16 protein-coding genes and 1 tRNA gene are annotated in these 20,805 nt (G+C 44.3%); 11 read left to right on the forward strand and 6 right to left on the reverse strand.

Annotated features, from left to right (window positions below; translation table 11 throughout):
• Positions 1–44: 44 nt before the first annotated feature.
• The 5 genes from GVN16_RS05340 to GVN16_RS05360 all read left to right on the forward strand — a co-directional run bounded on the left by GVN16_RS05340 (position 45) and on the right by GVN16_RS05360 (position 2,588).
• Positions 45–560 carry a peptidylprolyl isomerase gene (locus GVN16_RS05340; RefSeq protein ID WP_166562814.1) on the forward strand — a complete coding sequence of 172 codons (516 nt, stop codon included), beginning with the start codon at positions 45–47 and terminating at the stop codon, positions 558–560.
• 225 nt (positions 561–785) lie between these two features.
• A complete protein-coding gene (rsmG, locus tag GVN16_RS05345; RefSeq protein WP_166563123.1) occupies positions 786–1,406 on the forward strand; it encodes a 16S rRNA (guanine(527)-N(7))-methyltransferase RsmG in 621 nt (206 codons plus the stop codon).
• 13 nt (positions 1,407–1,419) lie between these two features.
• Entirely contained in the window at positions 1,420–1,704 is a 285-nt protein-coding gene (locus GVN16_RS05350; protein WP_166562815.1) for a PH domain-containing protein, read from the forward strand.
• Positions 1,705–1,707: 3 nt separating this feature from the next.
• Entirely contained in the window at positions 1,708–2,376 is a 669-nt protein-coding gene (locus tag GVN16_RS05355; RefSeq protein ID WP_166562816.1) for a peptidase M10, read from the forward strand.
• Between the two features lie 138 nt (positions 2,377–2,514).
• Positions 2,515–2,588 (forward strand) — tRNA-Asn (locus GVN16_RS05360).
• Between the two features lie 186 nt (positions 2,589–2,774).
• On the opposite strand, the gene GVN16_RS05365 is transcribed toward GVN16_RS05360, so the two are convergent.
• From GVN16_RS05365 to GVN16_RS05385, 5 genes are all read right to left on the reverse strand, one after another.
• Positions 2,775–4,067, reverse strand: coding sequence for an esterase-like activity of phytase family protein (locus GVN16_RS05365; protein ID WP_166562817.1), 1,293 nt, complete (start codon positions 4,065–4,067; stop codon positions 2,775–2,777).
• 367 nt (positions 4,068–4,434) lie between these two features.
• Positions 4,435–6,018, reverse strand: a complete 1,584-nt coding sequence (locus GVN16_RS05370) for a Na+/H+ antiporter (protein ID WP_166562818.1) — start codon at positions 6,016–6,018, stop codon at positions 4,435–4,437.
• 138 nt (positions 6,019–6,156) lie between these two features.
• Positions 6,157–6,870 carry a hypothetical protein gene (locus tag GVN16_RS05375; RefSeq protein ID WP_166562819.1) on the reverse strand — a complete coding sequence of 238 codons (714 nt, stop codon included), beginning with the start codon at positions 6,868–6,870 and terminating at the stop codon, positions 6,157–6,159.
• 156 nt (positions 6,871–7,026) lie between these two features.
• Positions 7,027–7,869: a helix-turn-helix domain-containing protein gene (locus GVN16_RS05380; RefSeq protein WP_166562820.1), complete on the reverse strand. Its 843-nt coding sequence runs from the start codon at positions 7,867–7,869 to the stop codon at positions 7,027–7,029.
• An 84-nt stretch (positions 7,870–7,953) separates the two neighbouring features.
• The gene (locus tag GVN16_RS05385) at positions 7,954–8,400 is read right to left on the reverse strand and encodes a hypothetical protein (protein WP_166562821.1); all 447 of its coding nucleotides are present in this window, start codon (positions 8,398–8,400) and stop codon (positions 7,954–7,956) included.
• 277 nt (positions 8,401–8,677) lie between these two features.
• Here GVN16_RS05385 and GVN16_RS05390 point away from each other — a divergent pair, with 277 nt between their 5' ends.
• The gene (locus GVN16_RS05390) at positions 8,678–10,903 is read left to right on the forward strand and encodes a beta-N-acetylhexosaminidase (protein ID WP_166562822.1); all 2,226 of its coding nucleotides are present in this window, start codon (positions 8,678–8,680) and stop codon (positions 10,901–10,903) included.
• Positions 10,904–10,963: 60 nt separating this feature from the next.
• On the opposite strand, the gene GVN16_RS05395 is transcribed toward GVN16_RS05390, so the two are convergent.
• Complete coding sequence (locus GVN16_RS05395; protein ID WP_166562823.1) at positions 10,964–11,824, reverse strand: AraC family transcriptional regulator; 861 nt, start codon at positions 11,822–11,824, stop codon at positions 10,964–10,966.
• Positions 11,825–11,976: 152 nt separating this feature from the next.
• On the opposite strand from GVN16_RS05395, the gene GVN16_RS05400 reads away from it, so the two are divergent.
• From GVN16_RS05400 to GVN16_RS05420, 5 genes are all read left to right on the forward strand, one after another.
• Positions 11,977–13,575, forward strand: coding sequence for a fucose isomerase (locus GVN16_RS05400; RefSeq protein ID WP_166562824.1), 1,599 nt, complete (start codon positions 11,977–11,979; stop codon positions 13,573–13,575).
• Between the two features lie 4 nt (positions 13,576–13,579).
• Complete coding sequence (locus GVN16_RS05405) at positions 13,580–15,202, forward strand: ribulokinase (protein ID WP_166562825.1); 1,623 nt, start codon at positions 13,580–13,582, stop codon at positions 15,200–15,202.
• Positions 15,195–16,745, forward strand: a complete 1,551-nt coding sequence (locus tag GVN16_RS05410; RefSeq protein ID WP_166562826.1) for a sodium:solute symporter — start codon at positions 15,195–15,197, stop codon at positions 16,743–16,745. Before GVN16_RS05405 ends, GVN16_RS05410 begins: the two co-directional genes overlap by 8 nt.
• Positions 16,746–16,751: 6 nt before the next feature.
• Positions 16,752–17,678 carry a dihydrodipicolinate synthase family protein gene (locus GVN16_RS05415; protein WP_166562827.1) on the forward strand — a complete coding sequence of 309 codons (927 nt, stop codon included), beginning with the start codon at positions 16,752–16,754 and terminating at the stop codon, positions 17,676–17,678.
• Between the two features lie 74 nt (positions 17,679–17,752).
• On the forward strand, positions 17,753–20,803 hold the full coding sequence (locus GVN16_RS05420) for a TonB-dependent receptor (protein WP_166562828.1): 3,051 nt from the start codon (positions 17,753–17,755) through the stop codon (positions 20,801–20,803).
• The last annotated feature ends 2 nt before the right edge of the window (positions 20,804–20,805 follow it).

Raw genomic sequence — 20,805 nt, forward strand, 5'->3', positions numbered from 1 at the left:
ATCCTATAAATACCTGGGACAACTGTTAAAAAATTCATCCTATTATGCAAATTTCAGAAAACAAGGTAGTAAAATTAACTTACGAGCTTTATATCCACGAGGAATCAGATGATTTCGAAATCGTTGAAGTAGCCGGTGAAGATGATCCGCTGGTATTCTTATATGGCAACAGCGGTTTACCGCAGGATTTTGAAACCCAGCTGAACGGACTGAAAGCGGATGACACTTTCAATTTCGTGCTGGAGCCTCAGGAAGGTTTCGGTGATTTCTCTGAAGAAGATATCGCTGAATTCCCGATCTCTATGTTCCAGATCGAAGACGGGCAGATTCCGGAAGGCCTGCTTGAACCGGGCAGTTTCGTGCCTTTCACCAATGAAGACGGCAGCCAGTTGATGGGCAGGATTCACGCGGTTGAAGGCGAAGTGGTGCTTGTTGATTTCAATCACCCTCTGGCAGGCAAAACCCTTAAGTTCGAAGGAAAGATCATTTCGGTAAGGGAAGCAACCGCTGACGAAATCTCTCATGGCCATGTGCATGGCGATGGCGGGGTACATCATTGATCGAAATAAGGAGAAAGGAAAAGGGAGAAAGTACTTTTCAAGCTGTTAGCTTTTAACCTTTGCTTTTCCGCGGCTTGTAACATTTGGTTATGTTGATTTTCCGGATCGCAGGGAGCAACGACTAACTGAATTTTAACAACAAAGCAGAATGCAGCTAAAAGCCAACAGCTAATCGCTGACAGCTCTGATTCACTCATTCAAAAATCACCATTAATAGTGTCCGACATTTCTGTTATATTAAAATATTTCCCTGACCTGAGTGCGAAACAGCAGGATCAGTTCGGGCGGTTGCAGGACTTATACGAGCTCTGGAACAACCAGATCAATGTAATATCCCGTAAAGACCTTGAAAATCTTTATGAAAAGCATGTTTTGCATTCCCTGGGCATTGCCAGGGTATGTTCTTTTGTAGATGACAGCGACATACTGGATGTGGGTACCGGCGGAGGCTTTCCGGGCATTCCCCTGGCCATTTTGTTTCCGGAAGTCAAATTCCACCTGGTCGATTCGATCGGTAAGAAAATCAAGGTGGTGTCCGAAGTAGCAGCTGCACTGGGCCTTACCAATGTGAAGGCTGAACACCAGAGGGCTGAGAAAATAGAAGGCAAATATGACTTTGTGATCAGCCGGGCGGTGACCAGGATGGCCCCATTTATCGGATGGATTGAGCATAAATTCAATAAAAACCATTTTAATCCGCTGGATAATGGTATCTTATACCTGAAAGGCGGCGATTTGTCAGAAGAGCTGGGTGAGGTTAAAAGAAAATATAAGATTTACGACCTGAGCGACGTTTTTGAGGAAGAATTTTTCGAAACCAAAAAAGTAGTGTACGTACCATTTTAAACCATTGATTCTTATGAATGAGAAATTTTCTGCCAGCAGCATGGCCAATCCTTTATTTCCCGACACGGTGACTTTCTCCGAAAAAGGCGTTTCTTTTAAAATCAGAAAGGCTATTTCTTCGACTGAGAATTTTGTTTTTTACAATGACATCGCCGGTGTTGAAATCGCCAACGGCTTGATTTTCTCGACGATAAGTATCAAAGCCAGGGCCCGTGATGAAGAAATCGTCATCCGGAATTTCCTGAAAAGCGATGCCCGAAGAATCAAAGAACTTATTTTAGAGCGTTCCTATTCATAAATTATGTCGGCAGTCATCAGTGTAAATTCAGACAATATAGAGATCTCGGCAAGGCTGTTTTTTTACGGAGCACAGGCCAACCCGGATCTGGGGCAAAAAATCGTAGATGAAATCATGGTCATGTGGAATGCCCCGCAAGCCACTTATGAAGTAAAAGGCAAAACTTTGCCCGTTGTATTTGATGTGAGGTTTGTGGTGGTTGAAGATAACCACATCGTACAGCTGTGTATCAACAACCGGGACTACCGCAACAATTTCGTCAGGATTGGTGAGAAAAATACTTCCGAAAGGTCTATGATGGGATTCGGACTGGGCCACAATGTTGGCCACTGGCTATCTACAGACAACCTGGGTGAGTCTACTACGGCTGCCCATGAGTTCGGACACGCCCTGGGCCTTCCCCATCCTGAGAACCTCGACTACAGGGGCACGGGACACCCGCCGCTGATGGCCCCGAGAGGCACGCTGGTGGATCCGGAGTTCCAGTGGGATGCTGCGGCTGTTCCGGGTGAGTTCGGCGGAACGATGAAGCCGATCTACCGTAAAGTCAGAAAAGAGGAAGTGGAAGCCATTCTGCAGCCGTTTGACCTGAACAAAAACAGGCGTGTGAATGTAGGCAAAATCCCCAATCTTTTATTTGACGAAATAGGCAATCCGGTACAGCTGATTTAAAAACCTGTTTATCAAGACATTACTTTAATATTAAAAAAAAGTGTAATATTTTTTCGGTTTTTCATTGACTTATTAGAAAAAAGAGCCTAGTTTTGCACCACGATTTCAGAAAAACGTTTCTGAAAGGAGGCGAAAGAATCCCGAATAGCTCAGTCGGTTAGAGCATCTGACTGTTAATCAGAGGGTCGCTGGTTCGAGCCCAGCTTCGGGAGCACAAAGAAAAGCAGTTACGACGATAAGTTGTAACTGCTTTTTATTTGCACAGGATTTGCACAAGAAATTCTGAATCTTTAAAAAGGGATCAACCCGGACAAAGTGGTTTAACAATGTGTCAAAATCAGATGTCACGTCCTAAAAAACAGATACAGTTTTTTAGGACGTGACAATTTAAATAATTTTTAAAATAAAGGAGTGGTAAGTTTTATAAAATAAATACCGTTTCTGTCCACCTGGCCATTGCCTGCAAGTGTTTTTTTCTGGTATACTTTATTGGCTCCCGTAATACCAAAATCATCATCGTTTGACACCGCAATTGTGGTTGGATTAATAATAACCATGCCTTCTGCTTTGTCGTGCGGGTATAACGTTGGTATGTCTTTCATAAGGTCGGCTATCAATGTTTTAGTAACCGGTACAATACCGTTGGTTGTAAGGGTAGCAGCGTCTTTCAATTCTTCCACTGTTTTTCCGCCAAATAACTTTCCATTTACACCGTTTGCAGCATCTGAAATATCTGTTGCACCTGTCAGGCTGATTTTAAATATTTTTTTGAAAACTGTGGCCTTATTGGCTTCAGTTGCAAATAACCCATCTCTTTCCAGTACAAGAAAATTGTTTTTGTCAATCGCTGTTATTTCACTTACTGCTTGTAAAGTTGTGTTGTCCATCATGTATACAAATTGCTTTGTTTCACCCGATGTAATGTCAAAAGTAACAATACGTATCACTAATGAATTGGCAACAGCCGCAGAAGAAGGGTTGTAAAGAGGAAATTGCATAATACCTACAAGCGTTTTTCCATCAGGTGTAATGGTAAGCCCTTCCATACCTCTGTTAGGACGACGTTTTGCCAATACCAAAGGCAACTTTCTCCCAGATGAAAATGGATTTATTTTCTCTATTGTTTTTCCTGTTTTATCAAAATGTATCAGATGTGGGCCGTATTCATCACTAATCCAGAAACTACCATCTGCGGCCATGGCCATTCCTTCTGAGTCCAAGCCATCAACACTTGGAGAAAGCGGGTTATTATTTATATCGAAAGGGCTTTCGCCAGTAGATCCGGCACCTACCGGATTTGGAAGACCATTAAGATTTTGACCACTACTATTTTTTAAAAGTATAACTGACTCCAATGTAAGAGAATCTCCTTTTAAACGAAATTTCCCAATTTGCGGAACAAAACCTGGGGTTGCAATCATAATACTGTTGGTTGCTGCCTCTGCTACATTCGGGCCCCTATCAGTAAGCAGGTAAAACACAGCCTTATCAGTAGGGTCCTGCACCATCGATGATCCATAACCTCCATTATTTAGTGTGATGCCATTGGGTGTTGTCGTAAGTACTTTAGGGTGCTTATCCGCTGCTATGGCCGGGTAAACAACCGTCTCCGATATCGCAACTTTCTCCTTATTGCAACTATACATTACTGAAATTCCGGCGAAAATTGCAATCATTAATTTTACTTTCATCTTTCTGTTTTTTTCACAAAATTACGTTGCCGAATGTCTTATACCCATTAGTACTTAAAGATTTAATGCTTTGATAATATGACTTTAAAGTATCGTTTTTAAATAAAGAATCTTTGTAAATTTTATAAATCAGGGAACTCAACATTGACTCTCTGATTTTTATTTAGTTAGGAAACATGAATACTACCAGTTCTGCAAAATTATATCGTCACTCAGATATAATAACTACGATTGTTAATCAAAGGGTCGCTGGTTCGAGCCCGGCTTCAGGAGCACTAAAAAAAACTCACTTCTTTTCGAAGTGAGTTTTTTTGTTTATAGTCAATTCAAACCAGCACAAACCCTACAGCCTATCCCTTACACCCCATCACAACAACCTCACCCGCTCTTCCTCCAGGTCAATCTGGTAAACCTGCCAGCGGATGTATTCTTCAGGCAATCCGGGGTCTTTGTTGAGTTCGGATAAAAACTGACGCTGTTTTTCCAGCAAGTCGAGATAGTTTTGTTTTGAGTTTTCTGTCATTCTCATTTTCTCCGGATGTCTTATTTTATCTTCCCACTGGTGTATCATCTTTTGCCAGTGCGGGTCTTTGTCCAGTTCCTTTTCATCTTTCTCTTTTAAGATGCGTATCGTTTCTGTCACCAGGTGTTTTTTTACTTTCTGTCTTGCTTCCTCCTCAGGTATTTCTCCCGAAAAATCAAAAAGATTTGACCGCTTAATGATAAACGGAAGCGTAAGCCCCTGGATTAAAAGCGTAAGCAGGATTACCATGAAAGTAATAAACAAAATGAGGTTCCGGTGCGGAAAAGGCTCTCCGCCCGGCAAGGTAAGTGGAATAGACAAAGCCGCCGCCAGTGAAACGACGCCCCTCATCCCTGTCCAGCCCAGTAACATCGGCATGCCCCACCTTCTTCTCCTGCTCTGGCCTCTGCCAGGTGCAACGCTAGGCCTGAATATCAACGTGGCTATCAGGGCTGCATAGGAAGAGATCATCCTCGTGGCAATCAGAATAAGTGTAACCAGACCTCCATAGAAAATGGCCCTGCCCAAAGGTATGCCGTCAGCCTGCAATCCGTTTACAATTCCGGGAAGTGCCAGACCGATGATCATAAAGACGATGCCGTTCAGAATAAAAATCAATGCTTCCCAGAAACTGAAGCCCATGATCCTGCTGGCACTGGTTAAAAAAGACAGCCTGTTGGTAGATAAAAACAAGCCCCCGGTTACTACGGCCAGTACACCTGAGCTGTGCACCTGTTCAGCTACCCAATAAAGGATATATGGTTCAACCAGTGTAAACACAATATCGGAAGGGGCGTCTGTAGGTAATTTTTTGTGGGCATACATAAATAACCACCCACCCAAAAGACCGATGCCAATACCCCCAACCAGCATCCATGAAAAATCAAGGATGGCTGTCTGAAAAATAAACTGACCCGTGCCCACAGCTGCCAGGGCAAATCTGAAGATAATGAGGGACGATGCATCATTCAGCAGACTTTCACCCTCCAGTATGGCCGATATTGATTTGGGGATCTTCACAAACTTCATGATGGCTCCTGTACTCACAGCATCCGGTGGTGATACAATGCCACCCAATAAAAACCCGATGGCAAGCGTAATGCCCGGAATTAGATAATTGGTGAACAGGGCAACCGCCAAAGCTGAAAAAAACACCACCAGGAAGGCAAAACTGCTGATGATCCGCCACCATTTCTTCATTTCCTTAAAAGAGATACTCCAGGAAGCCTCAAACAGAAGAGGCGGTAAAAAAATAAAGAAGATCATATCGGGATCTATCTGCAGGGGAGGCAAACCCGGAACAAAACTGATCAGCAAACCCGCCACCACCAGCAATACAGGATAGGCGATCCGTAATTTATCGGCCAGCATTTCTATCAATACGATCAACACTACAAGTGCCAGCATAAAAGGCAATAACTCATGCATAGTTTCAGGGAGAATGTTTTTTTCAGTGCAGACAAATATAGTGATTGGAAATAGCAAAAAAAATACGCCTGTCACCACCCTTTGAAGCACTTTAAAAAATTCCTGCTGAAATGAGCAGAAGAATTTGTGGCTAATTACTCAGGTATGAAAAATAATCTTTGCAATTCTCTGCCACAGAAAGCCCTCCGCAGCAAAGTAATAAAGGAAAGGTGTGGCTAAGAATGCCCCTGAAGCAATCAGATACACCCGGTTCATCTTTTTTTGTACCACCCATTCATACATAAAAATCAGTATCAGCAGGAAAGCGGATGGCAAATAGGAAACTGCAATACTCTGCTCAAAAGTCTGAACCCCCAGCCAATGATAATCCAGTCGGCCGAAAGCTGCCCAAAGCAAACCAAGGGCATGAACTATCATGTAACTTTTGTGGACATCCCGCCGCGAACGGATGACAATGGCCAAGACATACGACAAAATAAAGCACAAAAATGCACTGACCGGGACGAACTGAAAAGCCAGAAGATCAGCCTGGGACATTCTGCCCACTCCTTTCAGATATCCCTGACGGATGGTTAAAATCATAATTAACGAAATGACAGCCACATAAGCATATGAGTACCGGCCGATCAGCCGGTGTAAGCTGTGTTTCCCGAACCGGATTAACAATGGCTGAATGATGAGTATAAGCATCCAGAAGGTAATCGAAATCCCATGAATGTGGGTAAGTAGGGTAATACGCTCGCTAAAAGCAGGAAACAAACTAAAATAGCTCCTGAAAAAACCATAAACGGCCAAGCCGAAAAAGAGTACAAACAATAAACTGATATTGCGGTTTTTGTAGAATAATTTCATGATTATGAGTTTTAAAACAAATCCCTGTGAGGAGTTGTCTATAGTGAAAAAGCCCCAGGCTCTCTTCCAACGGAAGCAAAACCTTTCTGCTGCAATTAAAAAAATAGCAATTACGATAGCAGAACCGAGAGCCACCTACTTAATTAAAAGTACAGATTACAACCCCACAAATCCGGCATTAAGCTTCAACTGCCGTTCAGGATTCAGGTTGCTTTCGTGAATTAACATGTTGGGAGTTACGCCTGCAAAACGCTTGAAGTCTTTAACCATATGCTGATAATCAATGTAGCCGGCATTAACCGCTATAGTCAGCCAGTCTGATTCCTGGTTGGCATCTTTCATTGAATAGGCCTGATAAAACCGGCATATGCGGGCAAAATACTTGGGCGTTACTCCTATCTGCCGTTCAAAACGTTTTTCAAACTGACGGAAACTCAAACAGGCATCACTAGCTGTTCGTGAAAGATTGAAGCCCTGGGGATTGCCTAAAATGATACTTCCGATTTTATCGACAGGTTCAAATCTGAATTTGGTCCCGTTTACCTTCCTGATAAAATAACGATCAAGAATATAAGGCAGCTGATCATACGACGTGGCATGAGCCAGTTGATCTTCCACGTCATCTATTTCTCTCCCCAGGATCAATTGTGCTTCTATGTACTGATGTAAGAGTTCATACATCGGTATCCTAAGTAACTTGTGAATCGCACCCGGCTGAAACCTGACATGCACCATCATGTATTCAGAGGGAAGGTGCAGATTTTGCCGGGTGTCAGGTAAACCGAAAAGATATGTTTTGGGACGCACTTCAAACAGTCCTGTCTCAACCGTTTCTGCTGTTTTGGTACCCCTGATAACAAAGGTCATTCCCTCTTCAGGATTAACGGGATACGCCTTTACGGGAGGAGGTGCGTTCTTTTCAAATCTCATGTGCAGCACCAGATATTCCTTGATAAACGGGCTGAGCATCGGGGTGGGTAGACAACGTTGGCAAATCATAGCTGCTATTTTCAGAATAACTGTTAAATGAACTGCACCACTTATAACATTTGTCGAAATATAGTTAAAATTTTGATTTTCAACCTATTTTGGCAAATAGTAATGTTCAGAAATACCGGTTATCTTCCAGTCTTTTCCGACTTTCTGCAGCAGTACCACGCGATGGGCTTTAACTGTTTTACCGTCGGGGGCTGTGTAAGTGGTCTGGTAATCAGCACTTGCGAAGTTTCCTGCTGAAGCTATCCGGAAATCGGAATTGCTGACGCTCAGCGGCATGGCAGGAGGAAAAGTGCTGTCGTTCGTAAAATCAGCACCCACCCTGGAGGTATAAGTGCCATCAGGCAGATTCACACTCACGATGGTATGCTTTGCATCTCTGGGGTCAAACGACCAGTGTTTTCGAACTTCGTCCAGATGATGGGCTTTAAGGGCCTTAGCTTCTGCAAGAACCACAGCTTTAATGGATTCATCTGTGGTTTGGGCATACAAGCCTGAGGAGGCGAAGAAGAGTACTGCAAGTAATTTTTTCATTTTTTTCGAATTTTTGGTTAAAATTGATACTACAAAAATGAGAGGTAAAAGATGCATTCTAGTGGTAAAAAATCGTTGAATTTTGACAAAAACATCGCATCGGTTTTTTAGTCTATTTGCTCTTTGTCTATTACGACCAGCCCGCTGACCTGCATACTATCTTTTGCACACTGTGCATCTTTTCCTTATTTTTGCCTGTCCCTGCTGACAGAAGGCAAAACATGACCGACAATGAGCCCTGAAGTAAGCAGAGCATATTTATTCAACCTATTAATTCATGAAAAACACAAAATACCTCATGCAGTATTTTAAGACACTCCTCACCGTCTCTTTTTTACTCAGCATACAAGTCATACGGGCACAGGTTACGATCGTTCCTCTGCCGAAATCTGTCAAAACAACAACAGAAAGTTTCAAACTAAAGCCGGATACTAAAATCTATTATCAGAGCGGCTTACATCAGGAGGCAGAATTGCTGGCAGCGGCTTTATCTCCTGCCACAGGTTATGATTTCACTATAAAAGAAGCAAGTGCTGCACCTTCCGGCATTTTTTTACAGAAAGCCAGGCTCGGTGAACAAAACAGGGAAGCCTACGAACTGGAGGTAAACAAATCGCTGGTCTCTATAAAAGGTAACACAGGTTCAGGCTTATTTTACGGAATACAAAGCCTGTTACAGTTACTCCCTCCCGCTGTTTACTCCCGCGAAAGGCAAAAAAATGTAGCCTGGCAGATACCCGGAGTGAAAATTTCGGATAGTCCGGAATACCCCTGGAGGGGCATGATGCTGGACGTAGGCCGTTATTTTTTCTCTACAGAATATGTAAAGAGGTTCATCGACATGATGGCCATGTATAAAATGAATACCCTGCATTTCCACCTCACGGATGACAACGGCTGGCGTATTGAGATAAAAAAATATCCGAAACTCACCGAAGTAGGTGCCTGGCGTGGAAAAAATGAGAAACGAAACGGCGGCTACTATACCCAGGATGACATCAGGGACATTGTGGCTTATGCAGCTGCCCGTAATGTGGAAGTTATTCCGGAAATCGAAATGCCCGCCCACGCGATGGCTGCCATTGCCGCCTATCCTCACCTGGGATGTACGGGACAACAGTTTGAAGTACCGGATAATCAATACATCAGCAAGGAAATCTTTTGTGCCGGTAAACACTCTACTTTTGACTTTCTACAAGACGTACTCACGGAAGTTTTCGGGCTTTTCCCTTCGCATTACATACACATAGGTGGTGATGAGGCCAATTACGAACGATGGAAATCCTGTCCGGACTGTCAGAATTTAAAGAAAGAGCTGAACCTGAAAAACGAATCGGAATTGCAGGTGTACATGAATCGCAGGATTCAGGCTTTTACAAAAAAATACAACCGGACGATTGTAGGATGGGATGAAATCATTGAAGACGGGCTGAAAGAAAAGGCTGTCGGCATGGTCTGGCATAATCCTGATAAAGCATTAAAAGCCGTAGAGATGGGTCATGATGTGGTGTTCTCTCTCACGAAGTTTTTATATTTTGATATGGCTGAGAATGCCATACCCGGTGAGGTCCAGATGGCCAACTGGGTGGGTCTTGTTCCGATGGAAAAAACATACCAACTCAATCTGATGCCTGCGGGAATTGAGGCAAAGCATAAAAACCAGGTGTTGGGAGCATCAGCCACCATCTGGTCGGATCAGTTTAACCACGGAACCCTGCTCAGGGAGTTTGTCCCGCTGAACGAGAACCGCTCTGAAAAATATTCTGATTACATGACGCTGCCCAGGCTTTCGGCACTGGCAGAGGTGGTTTGGACCGCAAAGAGTAAACAGGACTGGGCTGACTTTCAGAAAAGGATGTCGGGGCATTACGCCAGGTACCAGCATGCAGGTTATGGCTTCAGGCTGCCACAGCCGGTATTAGCCAATTCCGTAAAGACAAATGACGGCTATCAGGTCACTTTAAAGAATGTAGTTGATAATGCCGAAATCCGCTATACCGTTGACGGCACATATCCGAATCCCTATTCACAGATCTATACCGGCCCTTTCAGTGTCAAAAGCTTGAATGATTTTAAGGCGATTATCGTCTTAAACAGAAGCCAGTATTCTTTGCCGCTGTTTGTCCCTGACGAAAATGAGAAATTTAAAAAATATGGTACTCTGGCTGGGAAATGGACGCCTGAAACGGTCACCGGTAAAAACTTTAACCCGCTGACCCTTGACCTTACCGGAAAAATAGATGCCTCAGGCAGCTACAAGATCACCTTCTTATACACCACCGGCGGCACAAAACTGGAAATCAAATCAGTTGAGCTTTACAAAAACGGCCAGAAAGTAGCAGAAGACGTTCACGACGGAGCAGCGGGCGGTGAACACACCGGCAATGTGTACCAGTTCAAGGTTCCTCAGTTTGAGACCGGTGCCAAATATGAAATAAAAGCAATGGTAAGAGGAGACATTGACAATAACAGCTCGGGAGCGGTGATGATCAAGAAGGACTAGGCCATTCCAAACCTGGTGAAGACTCAATCAGTAATGATGCATAGTCCGGCTGACTGTGCATCATTCTGAAAAAAACCGGGCTTTGTATTCTTTGGGTGTGATTCCTTTGACGTTCTTAAAATGCCTGTAAAAATTAGAGGTATTTTCAAAACCACTCTCCAGGGCAATGTGCTGAATCGTAAAGTCTGTCTTGAGGATCAATCTGCAGGCATGGCTGAGCCTGACTTCTGTAAGGAAATCAAAGTAGGATTTATTGGAAGTCATTTTAAAGTAACGGCAAAAAGAGGTTACACTCAGGTTGGTAAGCTTTGCCACATCTTCAATGAGGATTTTATCCCTGAAATTCTGCAGGGTAAATGAAAGCACTTTTTCCATCCTGTTTCCGTCCAGCTGACTGAACTTTGCGTATTCAACACTGGTAGATAAAGCCTCGTACTCCCTGCTTTCGAGTAGAATAGCGTAAATTCTGAGCAGATAAACAACTTTATTCAGGCCTGTCTCCCGGTTCATTCTCCACATGAGCCGCTTGATTTTCTCTTTTGAATTCCCTTTGATGACCAACCCGGTTTTGGCTTGTTCAAAGAGTTTCGTGATTCCCTGGGTTTCATACACATTAAGAAATTCCTTTCCCAGGCATTCCGGATGAAAGTGAAGCACCAGGGCTTCCACATGATTATCCGATGAGTTTGAGCTGTTGCCTTTCCAGGTATGAGGAAGATTTGAGCCCATAAGGATCATGTCATCCTGTTGAAAATTGCCGATGCTGTCGCCCACAAACCGGATCCCCTCTCCTTTTATAAGATAGTGAAGCTCTATTTCGGGATGATAATGCCAGATGGTTCCAAACTGCGGAACTACATCATGACGAATGCTGAAAGCATTGTCCAGGGCCCTGGGAACAATATGAAATTTAGGTATCATTTTAATTTAAGGTTACGGTTGTGTACGAAATTAAAGAAATCCTGTCACATTTTTATTAAATATGATAATATATTGGATAAATTGGAAAATTTAAGGAATTTATTCCAACTAAAAGCACTCCATCTTTGTAATACAAAAGTAAAGAAGGAAAAATGGAAGATAATTATGCGTTACTGGTCTGCAGCGGCGACCTCAGACCGTCGGCCAATCTTAAGTGTTGGCCCATGCAGCAAAAAATGGAAGAAAGCCTGGCAGAAGCCCTGCTTAAACACTCATGGGAAATCAAAAGAGCACATACTTACAACGAGGAAAAAGGTCATGGTTTTATAGATTATCAACATGTAGGCGTCAAGATTTTCAGGGAGATCGATAAAACAAAGCCTTTAATTGTAGCGGAAAGCGTATGGCAATACAGTCATCATGTTCTGGCAGGACTTATTTCGCACCAGGCACCGATTCTGGTGGTGGCCAACTGGGACGGTACCTATCCCGGCCTGGTAGGGGCTCTTAACCTTACGGGCTCATTAACCAAAGCAGGGGTGCAGTACAGCTTCCTGTGGAGCAAAGATTTTAACGACAATTTCTTTAACGCTGGGCTAAAGGAATGGCTGGAGACCGGCAAGGTCACACATGATTATTCTCATGTAAATCGCTTTGATATCAGTAAAGTGCAGGGGAACGGCCTGGAAGTGGCTGAAAAATTAGCTACGCGAATTAAAGAGGATAAAGTAATTATGGGTGTGTTTGATGAGGGTTGTATGGGCATGTTCAATGCCATCGTACCTGATGACCTCATTCATGCCCTTGGTATTTATAAGGAGCGTTTAAGCCAGTCTACTTTATATGCAAAGATGCTCACTGTTTCGGACCAGGAAGCCAATGCGGTACTGGACTGGATGCTTCAGAAAGGGATGAGTTTTGCCTGGGGAACTGACCCGGTAAATGAACTGACTAAGGAACAGACGCTGGAACAGTGTAAAATGTATGTTGCGGCCGTCAGATTGGCTGACGAATTTGGCTGCGACACGATCGGGATCCAGTATCAGCAAGGTTTAAAGGAACTCACAGCTGCGAGTGACCTGGTAGAAGGGCTCCTGAACAATACCGACCGACCGCCGGTATTTGACACAAAAGGAAAAGAACTGTATCCGGAAGTGGCATTGCCCCATTTTAATGAAGTAGATGAATGTGCCGGCATAGACGGCTACGTAACTTATCATCTCTGGAGAGCCCTTGGACTCAACGGAGACAATACCCTGCATGACTTACGCTACGGAGAAACCTTTTCGATAGACGGGAAAGACGAGTTTGTATGGGTGTTTTTGATTTCGGGAGCAGCCCCTGCCTCGCATTTTAAAGGTGGGTATGCCGGGGCAGACAGCATGCGTCAGCCGCCTATGTTTTTCGGAAAAGGCGGAGGCACACTCCGGGGAGTAAGCAGGCCCGGAAAAATTGTGTGGAGCAGAGTTTACATTGAAAACAACGAGCTTTGGTGCGATATCGGCACAGGCAGGTGCGTGGAGTTACCAGATGCTGAAGTTGACCGCCTCTGGAAACTTACGGATCCTCAATGGCCTGTCATGCACGGCGTTCTGGACGGGGTAAGCCGCGACCAGATGATGGCCCAGCATAAGGCCAACCACATTCAGGTGGTCTATGTCGACGGAGACTTTGACGTCCGTGAAGCAGCAGAAATCAAGGCCGCAACTTTAGTGAACCTGGGAATTAAAGTAAACTTTTGTGGTATCTGAGCCGATGGAAAAAAAGTTAGTTATAGGAATGGACTTTGGTACCGATTCAGTCCGGGGATTGCTTTTGAACCCGGTAACGGGGGAAACAGTGGCTTCCGGAATCTCTTACTTTAAAAGATGGAAGGCCGGACTCTACTGCAATCCTGAAAAAGACCAGTACCGTCAGCATCCTCTGGATTACATGGAGTCCATTGAAGAGGTATTCACAAAACTCTTTGAAACAGAAAGTGCTGCCAATGTGCTGGCTATTGCTACCAATACCACAGGCTCCACACCTGTAGCGGTAGATGAGCGGTGCCAACCACTGGCCTTGTCAGAAGAGTTTGAAGAAAACCCCAATGCCATGTTTGTGCTATGGAAAGACCATACCGCCATTAAAGAGGCTGAGGAAATAAATACTCTTTCAAAAAAATGGGCTGTGGATTATACCCGGTACAGCGGGGGGATCTATTCATCCGAATGGTTCTGGTCAAAGATTCTGTACATCAACAGAACAGACGAAAACGTGTTCAGAAAAGCATACAGCTGGGTGGAACAATCAGATTGGATTCCGGCATACCTGTCCGGAACAGAGTCACCCGAAGCCATTAAAAGAAACCGCTGTGCTGCCGGGCATAAAGCCATGTGGAACCGGGAGTCAGGAGGTTTGCCGTCAGCAGAGTTTCTAAAGGCTTTGGATGGTTCGTTTGAAAAACTGAACGGCAGGTTTTATACCGACACTTATACATCCGACGAGGTTTTCGACACCATTTCTTCATATTTCGTCGATAAGTTCGGTTTTAATCCGGAAACAATCATTACTGTTGGGGCTATTGACGCCCACCATGGGGCAGTAGGGGCCGGAATTTCTCCCTATACCCTGGTAAAAGTAATTGGCACCTCCACCTGCGATATGCTGGTAGTGCCTGCATCAGACCACCCGCCATTGGTTGAAGGCATTTGCGGGCAGGTAGATGGATCGATTGATCCGGGGATGATTGGTTTTGAGGCCGGGCAGTCTGCTTTTGGGGATATTTATAACTGGTTCAGGAAAATGATGTTAAAACCTACGCAGGATATGATCGGCGATCAGCTGAGTGCCGAACTGAAGAATAAGCTTGACAATGATTTCTTTAACTACGTCACTGCTGAAGCCGCTCAAATAGAGCTTACGGAGTCGGACCTGGTATTTACCGATTATCATAACGGAAGAAGAACCCCGGATGCTGATTTCAGTCTTCAGGCATCGGCTTACGGTTTTGGCCTGGCTACACAGGCCGGACACATCTTCAAGGCCCTGGTCGAGGCAACGGCATTTGGTTCAAAAGCCATCATGGAGCGTTTCAGGACATTCAATATCCCGATAGAGCACGTGATTGCAACCGGAGGCATACCTAACAAATCGCCGTACGTAGTTCAGGTTCTGGCAGATGTTATGGGTGTTGAAATCCAGGTAACCGACAGCGACCAGACCTGTGCTCTGGGTTCTACTATTTTTGCGGCCACTGCCTGCGGTATTTACCCCGATGTTCAGAAAGCTAAAAAGGTCATAGCGGCCAAGACCGTAAAAACCTATGTCCCCGATCCTGAAAAACAAAAAACGTATGAGATTTTATATAAACGATATAAACAATTAACCCATGACTAATCTACCCTTATTGGACATAGCCATTATTATTGTCTATCTGATAGCCATGGTATTAGTGGGTATCTACTTTTCCAGGAAAAATACATCGGCAGATCAGTTTACAACAGCAGCCGGCAAAATTCCCGGCTGGGCGATAGGAATATCCATTTATGCGACATTTCTGAGCTCAAATACTTTCCTGGGCGTGCCCGGTAAAGCCTTCGGGGGCAACTGGAATGCCTTTGCGTTCAGTCTTTCCATGCCTTTCGCGGCCTGGTTTGCCACTAAATACTTTGTGCCGTTTTACCGGAGCACCGGGGAAGTATCTGCCTATACCAATCTCGAAAAACGATTCGGGACCTGGGCCAGAACCTACGCTGTCATATGTTTCTTATTAACACAGCTGGCCCGGATCGGATCTATATTTTTCGGGATTTCACTGACCTTACAGGCCCTTACAGGCTACAACATGGTGACTATCATGGTCGTAGTAGGTATCTGCATCGTCATTTACACAGTAATGGGCGGCATTGAAGCCGTCATCTGGACAGAGGTAGTACAAGGTATTCTGAAGACCCTGGGGGCTGTAATTATTATCTACCTGGTAATCAAAGAAGTGCCGGGGGGATTCAGCGACATTCTCAAACTGGGATCGGAAGACCACAAGTTCAGTCTCGGGACCGTGGAATTTGATTTTGTAAGTTCCTCTTTCTGGGTTGTGCTCCTGTACGGCTTTTTTATCAACCTGAATAATTTCGGAATGGACCAGAACTACGTCCAGCGGTACCATACCGCCACCAGTCCCGGCGAAGCCAACAAGTCGGTATGGCTGTGTGTCTGGATTTACGTTCCGGTATCTCTGATGTTCTTTGTGATAGGAACGTGTTTATACACCTATTACATGCAAAACCCTGAGTTGCTGCAGACCATTAAACTCCAGGCGGCTTCCGAGCAACTCGGTCTGGCCCTGAACGATTCTGAAGTGATCCGGTTCGCAGCAGGCATGAAGCCATCAGATTATGCGGATAAAGTGATGCCGCACTTTATGGTGCACATGATTCCGACCGGCCTTTTGGGTTTGATTGTCTCTGCTATTCTGTCTGCGGCCATGAGTACGATAAGTTCAGGTATGAACGCTTCGGCCACCGTTTTTACGGAAGACATTTACAAGCGGTATTTTAATCCTGGGTCAACAGAAAAGAACAGCTTAAGAATTCTGTATATCGCAACGGTCATTGTCGGGTTGACCGGCATGCTTTGCGGAATAGCGATGATAGGCATCAAGAGTCTTCTGGATGTCTGGTGGACGCTCTCGGGAATATTTGCGGGAGGTATGTTAGGGCTATTTTTACTCGGTTTAATCAGTAAAAATGTTACTAATAAAGACGCTCTTACGGGTACTTTAACCGGGATACTGGTAATTCTGTGGATGACCTTCTCTTACCTCATACCCGATCAGTACAGTTACTTAAAAAATCCTTTACATGCCAATATGATTATTGTGGTAGGTACCTTATCGATTTTTCTGGCCGGTAACCTCTCACTAAAACTAAGAAAAAAATAAAAAAATATGATCGCGAAAAAATTTGTGCCTGTAATGCTCACCCCATTCCAGGAGGGGAATTCTATTGACTATAAAATCCTGGAAGACCTTATCGAGTTCTACCTTGAAGCAGGAGCCGGAGGCCTTTTTGCCAACTGCCTGTCAAGCGAAATGTATCAGCTCACCAAAGAAGAAATGCTGGCTTCGGTATCTTTTATAGTGGAAAAAGTTAACGGGCGGGTTCCGATAGTGGCAACAGGTACTTTTCCTGACAGCATCGAAAACCAGGCCGCATTTGTAAAAGAAATATATAGCACGGGAATCGACAGTGTGATTGTTATTACGAGTTTACTGGCCGGAGAAGAGGATTCTGAAGAAGTATTTGAAGCCAATGTGAAACAATTGCTTGCCTTAACGGGAGATGTTCCACTCGGTTTTTATGAATGTCCAGTGCCCTACAAACGGATTCTGAGTGCCGCTTTCCTGGGAGAACTGGTCGAAACGGGACGCATCAGATATCACAAAGACACTTGCCTGGATATTGACAGTGTGCGGGACAAGATCGAGGCGAGTAAAGACGCGGAAGATTTTGCCATATACGACGCGTATATGGTACACGCGGTAGATTCCCTGAAGGCAGGCTCAGCGGGCCTTTCCTGTATCCAGGGAAATTATTTCCCGGAATTAGTGGTCTGGTTATGCAACCATTACGACGAGGACTCGGAAGAAGTAGAAAAAGTCGGGCAGTTTTTTACTGAAAATATGAGTGTCATGCATGACACCTATCCCGCCAGTGCCAAGTACATTCTCGAAAAAAGAGGTTTAGGATTTACCCAGGTCTGCCGCAACGGAAGTAAACTTAAAAGCAAAGCAGATTACGACAATCTGGATGAGCTGCTAAGTAAATTCGAAGAGCTGGCAGAAGAGATCAACCTGAACCAGAACAGCCTGTGAACCAATACAATTTATTCCAGATAGTAAACAATAACCATTTTACAAAACAACCAAACCTTAAATAATTTAAAACAATGAATCGAAATCTAGTCAAATTCCGGCTGGCAGTACTTATGCTGTTGTTTTCGATAACAACGATGGCACAAGACGTAATTACCGGAAAGGTAATTGATGCCAAAACCAGGGAGGCCCTGCCCGGAGCCACAGTTAAGTTTGAAGGAACTACGTTTGCGACTATCACCAATCCTGAGGGTGAGTTTAGCCTTAATGTACCTAATCTGAACGGTAAAATTAATGTTAGTTTTGTGGGTTTTTTAACCAAAGTGACCGATATACTCAATCGAAAAAGAATAGAGATTGAGCTTGAATCAGAGGTATCGCTGCTGGACGATGTGGTAGTGATCGGATACGGAGCTGTCAAAAAGAGCGATATCACCGGATCGGTTTCGAGTATAACCGAAAAGGATTTTAACAAAGGAGTCAATGTCTCTGCCGAACAACTAATCGCGGGGAAGGTTTCCGGGGTCCAGATTGTGCAGAGCAGCGGTGAACCCGGCGGCGGTATTAACGTGAACATCAGGGGGATGGGATCTCTTAACGCCGGAAACTCCCCGCTTTACGTGGTAGACGGTTTCCCGATCGATAACTCTTCTGCTGTAAGTGGTACGGGTGCCAATTTTACAGGAATGCGTACAGCAAGAAACCCTTTAAACTCTATTAACCCCGGTGACATTGCTTCTATAGAGGTGCTGAAAGATGCCTCCGCAACAGCCATCTATGGTTCAAGAGGGGCTAATGGAGTAGTTCTGATCACTACAAAAAGCGGCAAAGAAGGCGGCTTAAAAGTAAATTATGATCAATATTACGGCGTGCAGAATGTTATGAATGACCTTGACCTTCTGAATGCGAACGACTACAAGACCGTCATGAACAGTCTGATTGACGCGGGAGCAGGAAACGCCGGTTTAAAGATCGGGGAATTTTCCGGAGGAACAAACTGGTTAAACCTGATGTATCAGAAAAATGCACCCATCAAAAATCACAATATTTCTTTTTCAGGCGGAAATCAGTCAACCAAATACCATACTTCTTTGAACTACTTCGATCAGGATGGTGTGTTGATCAACTCCAGTAACAAGAGATACAGTGCCAGGATCAATCTTGAACATACCAACAAAGATTTCAAGTTTGGCTCAAACATTACCTCTTCTTATGTTTCTGATGCTTATGTGGTCAACGGGATGGACCTCAACGAAAGAGCAGGTGTCATTTATGCTGCCGTAGCCTATGAACCCACCCTTTCGGTTTTTGATAAGGACAATAACTATGTTCTCTCAAAAAACATGAACATTGACAATCCCCTTGCTTTGGCCAACGGAAAAACTTCCGGCTCAGAGCTTTACCGGACCCTCGGGACCATTTACGGGGAATATAAATTTTTGAAGGATTTTACAGCCCGGTTAAACCTCGGTGCTGATTTAACCTCCCAACGCCGTGATACTTATGTGGACAGACAAACCATTGAAGGAAGAGCCAACGGAGGAATTGCCAGCATTTTGTCAGGAACAAACAACAGTTTCCTGTCGGAGTTTACGCTGAACTATAGGAAACAGTTTAACAACCAGGACCTGAATGTTCTTTTTGGTACCACGGCTCAACAGTTTAACTTTAATGACGAATCGTCGCAAGGCAGTGGTTTCCCATCAGATGCCACAAAATCAGACAACATGAGCCTGGGAGACCCTACGCGTTATATCGTAACCAGCGGAAGATCAAGAAACAGTCTGTTGTCTTACCTGGGAAGAGTAAACTACAACATCGCTGAGAAGTACCTGTTGACCGCTTCATTAAGAATTGACGGATCATCCCGTTTTGGTGAAAATAACAAGTATGGTGTATTCCCTTCATTCGCTTTTGCCTGGAGACTTGAAAATGAAGAGTTCATGAAAGATGTGGAGTACATTACTTCATTAAAGTTGAGATCAAGCTGGGGACAAACAGGAAACCAGGCGATCGGCAACTACCAGTCCATGACGACCTATACTGCCGGTCAGAAAGCCGTCATCGGTAATCAGCAGGTAAGTACCACCACGCCAAACAGGGTGCCGAATCCCAACCTGAAATGGGAAACTTCAGAACAGCTGAACTTCGGACTGGACTTTGGTTTAAAAGGTAACAGAATTACGGGTAGCTTAGACTGGTTTACAAAAACCACGAGAGACATGCTACTGAATTTGCCTATCCCCCGTACCACCGGGTTTACAACCATGATGACCAACATCGGGTCTGTCAGAAACGGAGGGTTTGAAGTATTGGTCAACAGTATCAACGTTACAGGGCCACTGAAATGGGAAACTACCCTTAACATGACCTGGCTTAACAACAAAGTGCTTAATCTGGGTGGGGTTGATAACATTTTTACCGGAAGTGCCGGTGGAACAGGGAACATCGCCATCATCAAGGAAGGTTTGCCTATGTACTCATTTTACGGATATGTAATAGACGGAGTATGGCAGGAGGGAGATGATTTCACCTCTACCAAAGACATCGTAAAACCGGGAGATTTCAAGTACAGGGATCTGAACGGAGACAAGATAGTCAATGCCGACGACCGTCAGGTAATCGGAAACCCATTTCCCAACTTTATGGCCTCATTAACTAATAATTTCACTTACAAGGGTTTTAATCTTAACATTTTCTTTGACGGCGTTTGGGGTTCCAAAATGCTGAACAACAACCTGGTAGACACTTATTTTCCTGCCAACCTGATGAGGAACCGCCTGGCTGAGCCCTTGCTGAACCGCTGGACTCCTTCCAACCCTTCAAATGTTTACCCGTCGTTTGTTAACCCTCTGGGACAAGGCAAGAAAGAGGTCAATACATACACTGTTGAAAATGCCAACTTCCTGAGACTGAATACGGTAAAATTAGGATATGATTTTACGATCAGAAACTCGGTGGTCAAAGGCCTGGGTGTTTTTGTGACAGGACAAAACTTAGCCATGTGGACCAAGTACAAAGGCTATGACCCTTCTATAAATCCTAACGGCGGCGGCGTCAGGATCGACTGGAATGCATTTCCAACGGCAAGAACTATAATGTTTGGCGTAAATTTAAATCTTTAAAA

This window comes from Emticicia sp. CRIBPO (assembly GCF_009905725.1).
Classification (GTDB): domain Bacteria; phylum Bacteroidota; class Bacteroidia; order Cytophagales; family Spirosomataceae; genus Leadbetterella.